Raw genomic sequence first — 14,346 nt, forward strand, 5'->3', positions numbered from 1 at the left:
TCACATTTCCTTTCAAGGATTTCCAGCGCGGTCAGAGTATTTCCTATTGGCAGTCAATCGGCGACTGCCCCCCACATGTCCCGTCCGGCGCCGGATACACAGGCGAGTTCGGACTGCCCTCGCAGGCCTGGCCGTACCAGCAGCGCACATCCCAATTCGCGTCTTTCAGATCGCCGGGCTTTGTGTATTTCGAATGGCCGTCGCAATAGAGGACGTTGGCGCCGCCGCTGTGCCGCCAGCTGATCTGATGGTTGTTGTAGGGAATGCCAAACCAATCCGGCTCCCACCCTTTGTCGTCCGTATGGTCCTTGACGCTCGCTGGATGCGGATAGGCGAACTCGCCAGCGGAGCGGCGGGCGGGCGGCTGGAGGGTGGAGTCCGGAGCGGCGCCCAATAAGGCGTCGGCTAGCAACACTGTTTCGCGCGGGTTGGCGACGCGCGAGGTTTTGACCACACTGCCGTAGCATCCACGCGACGGCGTTTTGTGCTCTTGATCGAGCAGGCAGATCACCTGGCCGTTTGCGGAGTAGCTGAACGCGGAGGTGTTCGCGGAGGGACAGGTAAAGTCGGCGCCCGGCTTCGTCGATCCTTTTGCATAGGGAAGAATCAGCACATGCCAGTTCTGCGCACCTTCCGCCATATTGTAAGACCAGGGATAGGTTTGATCGTTGTCCTGAACGTACTGGCTGAGCGCGGACGAGATTTGGCGCTCCCGCGACTCGCAGGAAGCCAGCAATTGCCCATTCTTGCGGATCTGGATGACCGGAAAGAGAATGGCTCCGAGCAAGGCGACCACCGCCAGCGCAATCAGCAATTCGGTGCGAGTAAACGCCTGTGGTTTCATCGTGTTTGGCTCCCTCGATTCTGGGTTCACGGCCATCGGACGCCGTTGGCCGCACATTGCGCGGCGTAAGTTTGCACAGGCGTGAGCAACGCCATGCGGTTTGTGTCGTTCCCATAGAACGCGCGACAGACGCACTGGCCTTTGTCGTTGATGCTGTACACATCGCGGAGCAGGAAGCCGCTGTCAGGGGGTGTAAGCGCTGTCGAGCTTCTCATCCCGTTCTTCTTGTCCCAGATCCCGACGGCCATGGGAACTCCATCCAGATCCGACAAAAGCGTCGCCACAAGACCCGAGTTGCTGATGGCGCTGGCCACGCAAGACCGGCAATTTACCGGCAATCCAAGATCGACGATCTTTCCATTCTCCCAGAGAACCGGATGCATGCCGCGCACATCTCCCTTTCCCGTATTGGAATCCCCCACGATCTGACCTTGATCGTTGATTCCATAGGCGGCGCTCAGACTGCCGCCGGGAAGGGTTCCAAGATCGGTGATCGATCCGTTTCGCCAGGCAATCGCATGCGTGTGGTTGTCGCGCGTCACGGCGCTCCCGACCACTTGCCCCTGGTCATTGATGGCGTAGGCGGCGCTGGAGATGCAATCTGTCGGAATTCCCAAATCTCGGAATTTCCCGTTCTCCCAGAGAAATGCGCGTGACGAGCCATCGAACGCCGCCGATGATCCGCGATAAGCGCGCCCCACCGCTTGCCCCTTGCGATTGATGCCGCGCAACAGAAACCCGTCATAGCCTTCCGGATATTGAAGATTCTGGTATTTGCCGCCGCGCCAGATAAAGCCGTATTGATGGTCGGAATCGCCCGCGCCAGACGCCTCGGTTGACGCGAAGTTTCCTGCAATCTCACCCGCGGAGTTCACGGCGTAAGCCGTCGCACTGTTGGCGATACTCGGCCTCTTCAGATCCATCTGTTTTCCGCCCTGGAAGGCGAAGACATGCCCCTGAGTCCCTCCCACCACCAGCCCGTCATTGTTGACTGCCCCCGCATGGAACGCAAAGCCAAGATCGACGATGCGATAGGGATACTGGACTGGAGAGGGCGCAGACGCATTTTGGTCTACCGAAGCCAGATCCGGGAAGATGTTCTCGACCGAAAGCTTTCCAAACGGAACTGCCCGCACATGCCCGTCACAGAACAGCATCGCGGCGGCGCCGGGATTGCCGACGCTGCGATCGTGCCGGTAGGAAGGCGCGCGACATCCCCAGGCCAGCGGATACGAGCACTGATCTTTGATGTCTGTAAAGTCTTTCGATAAGAAGCTTCGGTACCATTCCACCAGTTGCGGCTTCGTCAGATTTCGCAAATAAAGATCCGTCTTGCGCGGCCATTCCGGGAAAACAGCGGTGTATTTGTTTTTCGTCGGATCCCAATAGCGATTCGTATCGCCGCCCCAGACGATTTGGCCGGGATTTTGCACATCGCTCGTTTTCAGTGAATCCTGCCATTCGGGCTCATGATCCTCGGAACCGCAGTTCCATTGCTTATACGCCCCGCTCACCATTGGGTTCAATCCGTAGCTCAGCACGGCGTCGTCCGCATCGTTCGGGCATCGCCAGGGGCCAGACGCCGCCGAGACGTTTTGCTTCGACGCATCCCCCGGAGCATTCTCCAATATCGACCAGCCGGTGCTGATCACCCATCCCGCGCCGCCATCGATTTTTGCGGAGACATAGGGATCCAGATAGGATGTCCAGGCGGCCCGGTGCGCCGCGCGATCATTGCCGAAACACGCCGAATACGCCGGCGGATACGCCTGATCGTTGTCGGCAAGATACATCGCAAGCGCCTTGCCGAGAATTTGCAAGTTTGAAGGGCAGATCGCCGCACGCTCATCGTTTTTATGCCGCCGCACTACCGGCAACAGGATAAATGCAGGAATTGCAATGACAACCAGCACAGTCAGCCATTGTGATAATCGATAATTTTTCATCGTTGCTTTTGAACGGAAGGCTTGCGCGCCGCTAATACTTTGGAAAGAACGAAGTCCAGGAAATGAGTCAGCCCCACGCTGACGGCGATTACCATCAGCACCGTGAGCAGTGAAACCCAATCGAAGCGACGCTCTAAGCGTACATTGTCAATCCAGACACTCGCGCCTCCCGACAGCACAGAGACAGTCAAATCGGCGTTCTCCCAGCCCGGACAGCGCCCGCTAAGCTCGACATGTTTCCAGGCGCGCCCCGCCAAAAACTTCTGCGGTTCAAATTGTTGCTCTCCTGAGCTGTCGTCGCTATTTTTCAGCGCAACGATGACGTTGGAGCGACTGCTTGAGCGGATCCAAAGGTCGGCGGAGTAAGCGCCCGCCGGCATACGCAGCCAGTGCGCGAAAGTGAGATATCCTGAATCGAGGCGCGAAATATCGATCCGCTGACAGGATCCTTCTGTATGGCAATTACTGTTATCAATGTCGTAATGCGCAGTCAAATCCGCCCAGCCCGACCAATCCTGCCAATCCTTCGCAAGATTTCCCGTGACCATCGCCTTTTGATCTTCCTGCGGGACAGGAAGCGAAACGAACTCCATAGACATTTTTCCGTTGGAAATACGGTTTCCATTGCCATTTCGATACTCGCCTTGATCGGAAGCGAATGGATTGAGACTCGTAAGGATCCCCGCCATTTGGGATGGATGAACAAGTTCTAAAAACAAACCTAAAGCTGCCGCTATCAAGCAATACAAGATGACAATTTCCAGTACACGAGTCTTCTTCACTATACTTGCCTCAATGTGGAAGCGGACCTGCGGGGAATCGCAACGCCAGCCAGCGCGAGATACGCCGCCGTGGCGGGAATCCGATCAGGAGTGCTCAAAATCGGCGAATCAAACAGCCCCATGATCAAAACAGCGCAGGACATCATCATGGCGCCCAGCGTCATTTCAAGATCCATTCGGTTCTGCCGACTCAAATCCCCATTGCGCCGATTATGCAAATGGCCTTGAAATGATCTTATCAGAGATATGACGAACACAATGTATGCGCATGCGTAAATGGCGAATCCAAGAAGTCCATAGCTCATAAGGGTATTGAGGACCCAGTTCTTGACGTCCGTGGATTGTTTTTCGCCCATGTCTAGCAACTCCGCCGCTCCTGGTCCATTTCCAAATAATATTGCGGCGACATGCTCTTTTTGAAGAAAATTCACACTTTCTCGCCATATTCGAACTCGGCCGGCCACAGCGCGGTCGTGCCGTGGAATCGGCAAATTTCCATGGGTACGCACAAATCCAGATCCGATTGCAAGCCCGATACCCAGTCCAATGTAGAGGCAAAATCGTAGAGAATGGATATTTTGAAACCACCGATCTTTTCCAATAATCGTTACCCCCCAACTCCCTACTGCCACGGAGACAAACGCAATGGCGATCCAAGCAGCTCGGGAATATGTCAGGATGGTCGCCATGAGGCATGCCGACAGCATTACCCTCCATAAAACATCGACAACATTGAACGATGTCTGAACGCGCTTCTCTTTTCTCAGCGTTATTACCACGATGATTTCCCGCGCAAGCGCGATGGTCGCTCCAAGCACAACGATTGGATAAAGAGGGTTGGGTCCTAAAAAGAATGCGGAGGCGCGCAATCCAAACCCCGGAGTTTGAAATGGCTTCTGATTGGAGAAGCCTGGAAAGTAGTATAAAACCACAGCGACGATGGCTTGCATGCACAACAAGAGCGCCAACATATAAAATACGAGCGCCCGCCGCTCCGCAGTAAGTACGCTGCAAAGAAGCATCAACGTCAAGCTGAAAGCGATGAGCACACCACAATCATAGTGCTGAAACCCAAACAAATATGTGCTTATCAGGGTCGTGAATGCTGCTCCGACAATTGTTAGCGATAACGGTCGCCATCGACGCGACCAGCCGAAAATGAATACCACTCCGTAGATCACCGCGATGACCAAACAAGAACAACGAGCGCTTGTCGGAGCCTGTAAATCAGAGCTAGTCGCCAAAAGGACGGCGTCGTACCCAGAATAGGGATACGGCATCGGAAAAAGCAAATAGCTCATCGCCCACAAAACCACAGCCGCTCCGATACCGTCGAATAAGGAGCGATTGATCGGCCGAAGGTCTTGCATGATGTTTGCCTATGAAAGAGCTGCGTTACGCCGCCGCAATAAAAACCCACCTGCTCCTATAAGAACAATAATGCCTCCCATAATTAGTCCAACCGGGGCTGATGACGCTTGTAGTTGCTTCTTTGGGGTATTAGTTTCGTGACGTAAATAGTCTTTCAGTTCATCGAAATTCGCAAAATTTCCGCGCCAATCATAGGAAACCAGATTGTCATTGCTCTGAAAATCCGCCTGCGTGATCTGATCGCCCTGGAGGCGATGGTCCACGACCACTCGCGCGCCAGACGTATCGCCCATCGCGACAGTGGCGGAACTGGAAGTCATGGACACAAGGCGCCACCAAACAGAAGATACGGTTACTCCGTTATTTTGAACGCGCACAAGTGAGGGCGCGAAATACTTCTCCCCGCCATTTTCGATACTTTTAAAGCCTATCGTTTCGACACTTACGTCCAGCGAGTGCCCCTCGCCGAAGTCTCGATGCAGAGTGATCAACCTCGGAGCCCAGCCATATTTCTTACTCAGCGTCACTTGTGATGTAAAAGGCGCAAGATTTCCCTGTGTCACCTGGCTTTGAAGCACCATATCATCGCCAGACGAACGAATGACCACCCAATCGGCGCCGTAAAGATGCAGAGGATTCTTACTTAATACCGCAACCACTTCAGCGGGATAATTGGTAAAGCCAATCGGCTTTGGAAACATATAATCAGCACTATCTGATGGGGTAGCCCAAACCGTACATGTTGGTGCGCTTTTCGAGCCGTTAATCGATACATTTTCATTAACAACTTCGATTTTGTCGCCATAAAATTGATCGACATCTCGATCAATCTGAGTCGCAGATCCTTGCTGTGTATGAAAGGTCGTTTGAAATTCGGCGATATCGCCGCCTCGTCGAATGGCAATATCGGCGATGGAATGCGTCGAAGGCACGATCACTTGCTGAGCCGATAAAAGGCGAGCGCTTTGGGCGTGAAGTTTATCGCGTATATCGGGTCTCATACCTCGCCGTTCATAATCTTGATCGGCTTGCGCAAGCATTCTCGCTTTGATGTCGCTATCTTCCTGGGACGTTGCATTGGGATTTGTTTGATCTTGCTGATATTTCCACAATGCATTATAGGCGCTGAGACTTGTTTCTCTACGAGTAAGCGCCGTCACGACATTTTCAGGAACTTGATTTGACTGACCCGAACATACGGCAGGAAAGGCCGCTAAGGCGACTGCAATAAAAAGACAAATAGGATAAGTGCTTTGATATTTTAATTTCATCTTCATGGATCGATAGATTTCTTAATGAGTATTCTGGTATGAGTGAATTTTGAGTTTGGTCCTGAGCTAGTCGTTCAGAACCAAACTCCGAAATCAATTCGAAGAGAGAAGCTTAGCAGCTAGGCTCTTGAACCTGCACATATTGAGGCGATCCAGTGCCGACACAGTTCCATTTGCCGCCGATTTGATTACAATAGCCTGGTGTCAGCGTCTCCGTCACGGTAACCGTCTTGTTCTGGCTGCATCCAAAGCTAAGGCCGCTGCCCGTACAAGTGCCGGTACTATAAGAATAGGTATTACAAGAGCTATTCTTGCTACAATTTGTGGAGCTTCCCAGAGTCTGCTGCACGCAGGTCGTCAGCGGGCCTCCCCATTCCTGAGCGTTCGCAATCGCGCCTGAGAGCAGGACAAGAGATGCGGCGGCAAAAAACCGAGAGCCTTTGAGTCGTTTCATTCGTTTCTCCTGTGGGGGTTATTTCAACGGATTTACCGTTGAAACTTGATCTCGACAATTCTCACGAGACTTGGCAGAGAAGTTCGTGAACTGTCGGGCGTAGTTAGCAGAACAGATACATCTTTCGTCATTTTCGATGGCTCGACTCTCGCTGTAAACGTACCACGGCCCAAGGGAGGGATCGTGATATTGCTCGGAAAAACAGTAAAGCAGCCGCAAGAAGGAATAAGACGAAGACGCAATGTGCTTAACTGTCCATTGTAAATTTTGAACGCATGGGTTTCTACATCAGGATCTCGGATAGACACATTCCAAGTATTCTCCGGCACCGCGACATGCCCTTGAGTCGAAAATGCTTCGGCGATTCCTGTTGTATAGCTCGATGCAGCGATGATCAATGCTCCGATTAGCATAAACAGATAAGTCCAATTTTGGCGAATAACAACACTGATTTTTTTAAGAGGCATAGATCGACCCTACAAATGAATATTTCTTTTCCGCAGAAGATTACTGACAATCGACTGGTGACTGATCTCCGCACGATCCATCTGGCGGAGGATACACCAGTGCGCCTGATGCTCCGTCGCATACAGCGCCGTAGTGACAGCGCACATCCCAGTTTTCATCTTTGAGTCGACCGCGCAGATAGAATTTGGAATGTCCATCGCAGAATCCGAAGTTGGCGCCGTTGGTATGGCGCCAGGATACTTGATGGTCGTTGTCGGAATACCCAAGCCAGGCGTCTTCCCAGCCGCCATCGGGCGTATGGTCTTTGTTATTCGCAGGATGCGGGTAGGCGAATTCATCCGCCGCCCGTCGCCCAGGAACAAGTCGAAAATCATCCACGTCACGCCCGATAAGGCCATCTCCCAACAACACAATGTCGCTCGTGTCATTTACTTGGGACAGCGCGACCACAGAATTGTAATATCCTCCTCGGGCGCTCCGAGAATCAATGTCCAGCAAGCCAATCACCTCACTATTTGTGCTGTAGGATTGAGCCGGAGTGCTGGCGTCAGGACAGCTAAAAACGCCGGAAGGGACACTGTAACCTTTAATATATGGATCAACGAGATCGCCCCATTGAAAGCTGCCTTGCGCCGTAGAAAGCGACCACGGGTACGTCTCATCGTTATCCTCGACATACTGCATGATCGCCATGGATAATTGGCGGGTGTTCGAAAGGCACGATATCTGGCGGGCTTTTTCTCGGGCTTTCGCGAAGACGGGAAATAAAATTGCGGCAATAATCGCAATCACAGCGATCACAACGAGCAATTCTATTAAGGTAAAGGCTCTATATCGCATGAATTGCTCATACTCCCAGGCAGAAAATAGATCATCACGAAAGATTGCTATCGTTGCAGAGATAACGATATTAATTTCTTTATCGACAAACGCCAACAGGCCGAAACAGCGACAAAAGAACTTAGTTTCTCGAATTAAGAAACTAAGTTTTCCAATGGAGACAAAATTCGAGCCAGTGAGACACAGCTCCGCCTCGAAAACGTTCAGGAAAGAAAGATACAGCTTACGCAAAGAAACTCATTGGCTTGAATAAGCCAATGAAAATTGTTTTCATCCCTGCAAACTCTTAACAAGAGACAATGCAAATTGCAGGTGTTGAACAAGCCGTCTGTGGCGAGGTAATACTATCACAGATCAGTTTTATTTGTCAAGCGTGTTTTTTTCGGAGATGTGGAGAAGGAAAATGAAGTGGAGAAATTGAGGGGCTCTTCCACACTGTTTGCCGACAAGCAGTGTGGAAAAGCCGGGGAGTCTGTTCGGTTTTACTCGGAGCGCGGCGATGCGGTGCTGGCGCGGATGATGAGTTCGACGGGGAGCGTGACGCGGCATTCGGAGGCCGGCGCTCCTTCCAGAAGGCGGCTGACGAACTGCCCCGCCAGTTGTCCGACTTCCTCCGCCGGCTGACGTACGGTTGTCAGGCCCGGGAAATTTGCTGCGGCCGGACAGTCGTCGAACCCCACCACCGACATGTCTTCAGGAACGCGCTTTCCTAAGTTGCCCAGCCCTTCGATTGCCTGGAACGCCGAGGCGGCGTCGCCGGCGACAATCGCGGTCGGCGGCTCCGGCAGCGCGATCAGCATACGGCAGACTTCGATCTCATCCACGTAGCACCAGCGCCAGTCTTCGCCGGGCTGGAACGATTGCATGATGGGATGCTGGGTCGCATGGAAATGCTTCGTCGCATGCTTGTTTTTGGACGAATCGCAGCAGCCGACGTGGCCGCACTCCAGGCAAAGTCTCAGGTGGACCCACGAATCGCCGGACTCCAGGCACTCCTCGCAGCCCTGCGGCGTTTTAGGCTCTACGTCTTTGATCTGGTCCAGGTGTGTACATTTTTGCGGCATGAAGTTACTCCGGTTTTGAAGACTGGAGAAAGTATATCCAGACTCAAACAGGCCGGCCCCCCTTTCCGCAATCCGTGGAAGCGGCGTTCGCTACTGGACGCGCTTGCCGTCCTTCAGAAACGGTTCGGCGATGTACAACGGCTTGCCGGCGGAATCGAGAAGCGGCGCCGAGGAGTATTGCGGCAGATAGATCCGGCGGCGGCGCGTCGTCGTGTTCGGTCCGCTGCGATGGAGCACGTGGCTGCTGAACAGGGCGATGCTGCCGGCGGGCGCAATGACGGCGTCGCCGGGATCGTCGCCCCGATAACCGACCAGATCGAAGTCGTCCTCCAGCTTCGTATGCGGAACCAAGTCACGCGTTCCGGCGCGGTCATAGGGCAGCATATACACCGTGCCGTTTTCCTCCGTCACGTCGTCGAGCGTACACCAGCAGGTCAGATACGGATCGTGCGCAAAAGGGACATACGCCGAATCCTGGTGCCAGGCGAACGTACCGCCCTTTTCGGCGGCCTTGACGACGAACTGCTCGTAGGACAGATACACATCGTCGCCCAGCAGCGACTGGGTGATCCGCGCCATCAGATCGCTGAAGACGAACTCCTTGACCCGCGCGCGAGCGGCGTCCTTCACGGGGTTGGCGCCCTGGGGCTCGTCCCACACCGAAAAGAAGTATTTGGTGGTGCGCGGCTTGCCCGCCTCGTCGGCCCGCTCGTCGATCTGATCGATCAGATCGACGCAGGCGGTTCGCATCATCTCCAGATGCGCCTGGGGAATGACGCCCTCCAGCACGAAAAACCCCTTTTCCTCAAACTGACGCAGGTGCTCGGCGGTCACCAGCGGAGTCGGCGATTCACTCACGATAGGCATGACAATTTCTCCTCTGTACTGCAATAGTATCTTTAGAACTCTCAGTATTTTCTTCCGAACTTCACAATGCAATTGCCGTCGCCCTTGCTTTGTGTTATCATTATAGACGAACCATCTCCCTGTATGCTTCTCAAAATCTGAGAAAGAGTTATCACTTTACGTTATGCCCAAAGAAGATCTTCACCTGCCGGTCTCCTGGGACGGCAGTATCTTTTTCCATACGCCGGACGCCCCCGCATCCACCCCGCACCGGCACGAGGAGCTGGAGTTCAATCTCGTGACGGCGGGCCGCGCCGCCTATCTGCTGGGCGAGCGGCGCTATGAGCTGACGCGCAATTCGCTGGTCTGGCTGTTCCCAGAGCAGGACCACGTGCTGCTCGACCGGTCGCCGGACCACGCCATGTGGATCGGACTGTTCAAGCCCGATCTGCTGAGCCGCCTGGATGCCGGTTCGCGACTGGATGCGGACAAGGCGGTCCTGCTCGAACCCGCTCCCGCCGGAAACTTCTGCCGCCGGATCTCCGAAGCCGACGGCGCTCGTCTCAGCGCGCTCCTTGACGAGCTTCAGGCCGTGCGCCAGGACACGCCCTGGTTCAACGCCGGTCTGGGATATTTGCTGTTCATGTCGTGGGGCGCGTATCTCGCCGCCGAGGAATCGGCGGCGGGGCCGGACGTTCACCCGGCGGTCGAGCAGACGGCGCGTCTGCTGCGCGACGATCCCGAACCGCTCACCGTCGATCAGCTCGCGGCCCGGGTCGGCCTGAGCGCCTCATATCTCGGCCGCCTGTTCCATCAGCAGACCGGGATCACGCTGGTGGAGTTTCGCAACCGGCAGCGCATGGACCGCTTTCTGCGACTCTACGACGGCGAACAGAAAATCTCCGCGCTGGAGGCGGCGCTGGAGACGGGATTCGGCAGCTACCCACAGTTCCACCGGGTCTTTACGGAGCAGATGGGGTGCAGCCCCGCCGAGTACAAAAGAAAGCGCCAGCAGGGAAGACGCCCGCAGGACGAATAATTATCAGTCTGACTATTCTCCCAATCAGCGCACTTATTTAATATTCATTAAATATTTATTGATACGGAGCCGTATCGTATTTACAAAGTTAATGCATATGAAGTAAACTCATCGGCGAACATCCTCCGCGCAGGAACTCAAATCCGTGTCAACTTGTTGACACGGTGACAGATAGTGACAGATTTAGGAAAGTTCGGGATATTTTATGTGGATCGTTAAGCTGGCTTTGCGCCGCCCCTACACCTTTATCGTGATGGCGCTGCTGATCTTAATTCTGGGCGTTGTCACGATTCAAAAGACGCCGACCGACGTCTTTCCCAACATCGATATCCCCGTCGTCACCATGATCTGGACCTACGGCGGTATCTCTCCCTCGGACATGGAGAAGCGCATCACGACCCTGACGGAGCGCGCCGCCACCACGACCGTGGGCGATATCGAGCATATTGAATCTCAGTCGATGCCGGGCATCACCGTCATCCGGTTTTACTTCCAGCCCGGCGCGAAGGTGGAGGCGGGAGTCGCGCAGCTCACCTCGATCTCTCAGACGCTGATTCGCGCGATGCCGACGGGGACCACTCCGCCGCTGATTATCCGCTACAGCGCGTCGAGCGTCCCGATTCTTCAGCTGGGTCTGAGCAGCAAGACTCTTTCCGAGACTCAGCTTTACGACTTCGGCACCAACGTGATCCGCACCCAGCTCGCCACCGTGCAGGGCGCGTCCGTTCCCCTGCCCTACGGCGGCAAGTCGCGCCAGATCATGGTCGATCTCGACCTCCAGGCGCTCCAGGCCAAGGGACTGAACCCACTCGATGTCAGCACGGCGATCAACGCCCAGAACCTGATCCTGCCGACGGGCACGATCAAGATGGGCCCGCGCGAGTACAACGTCTTTATGAACAGCAGCCCGGGCGTCGCCTCCGATATCGGCAACCTGCCGATCAAGCAGGTCAACGGCGCGACGGTCTACGTTCGGGACGTGGCGAATGTCCATGACGGTTTCGCGGTCCAGTCGAATGTCGTGAGCATGAACGGACGCCGTTCGGCGCTGATCACCGTTCTCAAAAGCGGCGACGCCTCCACGCTCGACGTCGTTCAGCGCGTGAAAACCGCCCTGCCCAAGATTCAGCAGACCCTGCCGCCGGAGCTCAAGATCGAGCCGCTGTTCGACCAATCTCTCTTCGTGCGCAGCGCGGTGAACGGCGTCGTCCGCGAAGCCGTAATCGCCGCCTGTTTGACCGCCGCGATGATCCTGCTGTTTCTGGGAAGCTGGCGCAGCACATTGATCGTCGCCGTCTCGATCCCCCTGTCGATCCTGACCTCCATCATCGCGCTGGGTTATCTGGGACAGACGATGAATGTCATGACGCTTGGCGGCCTGGCGCTCGCCGTCGGCATCCTCGTAGACGACGCCACCGTCACCATCGAGAATATCCACCGGAATATGCATGAAGGGAAGAACCTGCGGACGGCGATTTACGACGGCGCCGCGCAGATCGCCACGCCGACACTCGTGGCGACCCTCTCGATCTGTATCGTCTTCGTCTCGGTCGTCTTCCTGACCGGACCGGCGAAGTTCCTATTCACGCCGATGGCGCTCGCCGTCGTGTTCGCGATGCTGGCCTCGTACGTCCTTTCGCGCACCCTCGTGCCGATCATGACGCTGCTGATGCTGCGCAAGGAAGCCCATCTCTACCAGTCGGCAAGCGAGCCGTCGAGCGGCGATGTGTTCTGGAAGGTCAGTCACGCCTTCAACGAACGATTCGAGCGGCTGCGCGACAACTACTGCGCCGCGCTGACCGGGATGCTTTACAGCCGCCGGCGTACGACCCTGTACTTCATCAGCTTCTTCGTCGCATCGATAGGCCTGGTATTCTTCATCGGCCGAGACTTCTTCCCGAGCGTGGACGCCGGCCAGATCCGCCTGCATGTCCGCGTTCCCGCCGGTACGCGCCTGGAGGAAACAGCCCACGTCTTTAACCGCGTCGAAGGCGTCATCAAGCAGACGATCCCCGCGAAGGATCTGAGCATGACGCTTCAGAATGTCGGCCTCTCCGCCAACGGCGTCAACCTGGCCTTCAGCGACAGCTCCACGATCGGCCCATCCGATGGCGAGATCCTGGTGTCGCTGAAGGAAGGACATGGATCGACCGCCGACTATGTGGATGAGCTGCGCGCGAAGCTGAACAAGCAGTTCCCCAACTGTACGTTCTTCTTCCAGCCGGCCGACATCGTCAGCCAGATCCTGAACTTCGGACTGCCCGCCCCGATTGATGTCCAGGTGGTCGGCCGCAGCCCCGCCAACTTCGCCATCGCGAACAAGATGGCGGAGGAGATCCGCAAGATCCCAGGCGCGGCGGACGTGCATGTGCATCAGGTTCTGGACGTTCCCTCGATCAATGTCAACGTCAACCGCGACCGCGCGATCGGGCTGGGGCTGACCCAGCGGGACGTCGCGAACAGCATGCTGATCTCGCTCAGCTCCAGCGGCCAGTCCGCGCCCAACTACTGGCTCGATCCCAAGAACGGCGTGAACTACTCGGTCGCCGTGCAGACCCCGCAGCGCGATCTGAGCAATCTCAGCGCGCTGGGCGACACGCCGGTCAACGCGAGCGGCGGACAGAGCGAAATCCTCGATAACGTCGCCACCATGTCGCGCGGACTTTCGCCGCAGGTCATCAACCACTATAACGTTCAGCCGGTATACGATGTCTATGTGAACGTGTCGGGCCGCGATCTGGGCGGAGTGAGCGACGAAGTCGCGAAGATCGTCGCGAAGTATCAGAAGGGCCTGCCCAAGGGCACGACTACGATCATTCGGGGCCAGGCGCAGAGCATGAACGACTCGTTCGTCGGGCTTGGCGTGGGCATCCTGTTCGCGATCCTGCTGGTGTACCTGCTGATGGTGGTGAACTTCCAAACCTGGATCGACCCGTTCATTATCATCATGGCGCTGCCCGGCGCGATCAGCGGCATCCTTTGGATGCTGTTCCTGACGTCCACCAGCTTCAGCGTCCCCTCGCTGATGGGAACGATCATGTGCATCGGCGTGGCGACGGCGAACTCCATCCTCGTCGTCACCTTCGCCAACGAACGGCGCCAGCATGGCGACAGCGCGATCGAGGCCGCCTTCCAGGCCGGCCGCACTCGCCTGCGCCCTGTGTTGATGACGGCCCTCGCCATGATCATCGGCATGCTGCCGATGGCGCTGGGCCTGGGCGAGGGCGGCGAACAGAACGCGCCGCTCGGCCGCGCGGTCATCGGCGGCCTGCTCGTCGCCACCGCCACCACCCTTTTCTTCGTCCCGGTCGTCTACTCGATCCTGCGGCGCAAGCAGCCGGTTCCGGACATGGAGGACGATTTCGACGAAGACACCCAGCCGCTTTCCCTTCCGGCGGATACGTCCCCGGCGCACTGAGAG

At 55.9% G+C, this 14,346-nt stretch carries 12 protein-coding genes and 1 pseudogene; 2 read left to right on the plus strand and 11 right to left on the minus strand.

Annotated features, from left to right (window positions below; all coding sequences use genetic code 11):
* Positions 1-43 precede the first annotated feature (43 nt).
* The 11 genes and pseudogenes from D5261_RS01310 to D5261_RS01355 all read right to left on the minus strand — a co-directional run bounded on the left by D5261_RS01310 (position 44) and on the right by D5261_RS01355 (position 9,907).
* A complete protein-coding gene (locus tag D5261_RS01310; protein ID WP_165863999.1) occupies positions 44-844 on the minus strand; it encodes a prepilin-type N-terminal cleavage/methylation domain-containing protein in 801 nt (266 codons plus the stop codon).
* A gap of 26 nt (positions 845-870) precedes the next feature.
* Positions 871-2,790 (minus strand): DUF3466 family protein, encoded by a 1,920-nt coding sequence (locus D5261_RS01315; protein ID WP_119320154.1) that lies wholly within the window; start codon positions 2,788-2,790, stop codon positions 871-873.
* Positions 2,787-3,572, minus strand: a complete 786-nt coding sequence (locus tag D5261_RS01320) for a hypothetical protein (protein WP_125205844.1) — start codon at positions 3,570-3,572, stop codon at positions 2,787-2,789. Before D5261_RS01320 ends, D5261_RS01315 begins: the two co-directional genes overlap by 4 nt.
* Positions 3,572-4,942, minus strand: coding sequence for an O-antigen ligase family protein (locus tag D5261_RS01325; RefSeq protein WP_119320156.1), 1,371 nt, complete (start codon positions 4,940-4,942; stop codon positions 3,572-3,574). The genes D5261_RS01320 and D5261_RS01325 overlap by 1 nt, the downstream gene beginning before the upstream one ends.
* A 9-nt stretch (positions 4,943-4,951) precedes the next feature.
* Positions 4,952-6,220: a hypothetical protein gene (locus D5261_RS01330; RefSeq protein WP_125205845.1), complete on the minus strand. Its 1,269-nt coding sequence runs from the start codon at positions 6,218-6,220 to the stop codon at positions 4,952-4,954.
* A gap of 106 nt (positions 6,221-6,326) precedes the next feature.
* Complete coding sequence (locus D5261_RS01335) at positions 6,327-6,668, minus strand: hypothetical protein (RefSeq protein WP_125205846.1); 342 nt, start codon at positions 6,666-6,668, stop codon at positions 6,327-6,329.
* 32 nt (positions 6,669-6,700) lie between these two features.
* Positions 6,701-7,135, minus strand: coding sequence for a hypothetical protein (locus tag D5261_RS01340; RefSeq protein ID WP_301002389.1), 435 nt, complete (start codon positions 7,133-7,135; stop codon positions 6,701-6,703).
* Between the two features lie 40 nt (positions 7,136-7,175).
* Positions 7,176-8,207, minus strand: a complete 1,032-nt coding sequence (locus tag D5261_RS01345) for a prepilin-type N-terminal cleavage/methylation domain-containing protein (protein WP_125205847.1) — start codon at positions 8,205-8,207, stop codon at positions 7,176-7,178.
* A gap of 251 nt (positions 8,208-8,458) precedes the next feature.
* Entirely contained in the window at positions 8,459-8,776 is a 318-nt protein-coding gene (locus D5261_RS33310) for a substrate-binding domain-containing protein (protein ID WP_354673120.1), read from the minus strand.
* Positions 8,777-8,788: 12 nt separating this feature from the next.
* Positions 8,789-9,040, minus strand: a pseudogene (locus tag D5261_RS33315) (ubiquitin carboxyl-terminal hydrolase 14); the annotation flags it as partial.
* A gap of 90 nt (positions 9,041-9,130) precedes the next feature.
* Complete coding sequence (locus D5261_RS01355; RefSeq protein ID WP_119320160.1) at positions 9,131-9,907, minus strand: phytanoyl-CoA dioxygenase family protein; 777 nt, start codon at positions 9,905-9,907, stop codon at positions 9,131-9,133.
* Between the two features lie 163 nt (positions 9,908-10,070).
* Here D5261_RS01355 and D5261_RS01360 point away from each other — a divergent pair, with 163 nt between their 5' ends.
* Positions 10,071-10,925, plus strand: a complete 855-nt coding sequence (locus D5261_RS01360) for an AraC family transcriptional regulator (RefSeq protein ID WP_119320161.1) — start codon at positions 10,071-10,073, stop codon at positions 10,923-10,925.
* A 205-nt stretch (positions 10,926-11,130) separates the two neighbouring features.
* Complete coding sequence (locus tag D5261_RS01365) at positions 11,131-14,343, plus strand: efflux RND transporter permease subunit (RefSeq protein ID WP_119320162.1); 3,213 nt, start codon at positions 11,131-11,133, stop codon at positions 14,341-14,343.
* The last annotated feature ends 3 nt before the right edge of the window (positions 14,344-14,346 follow it).

Origin of the sequence: Capsulimonas corticalis, from assembly GCF_003574315.2 — a bacterium.
GTDB classification, from domain to species: domain Bacteria; phylum Armatimonadota; class Armatimonadia; order Armatimonadales; family Capsulimonadaceae; genus Capsulimonas; species Capsulimonas corticalis.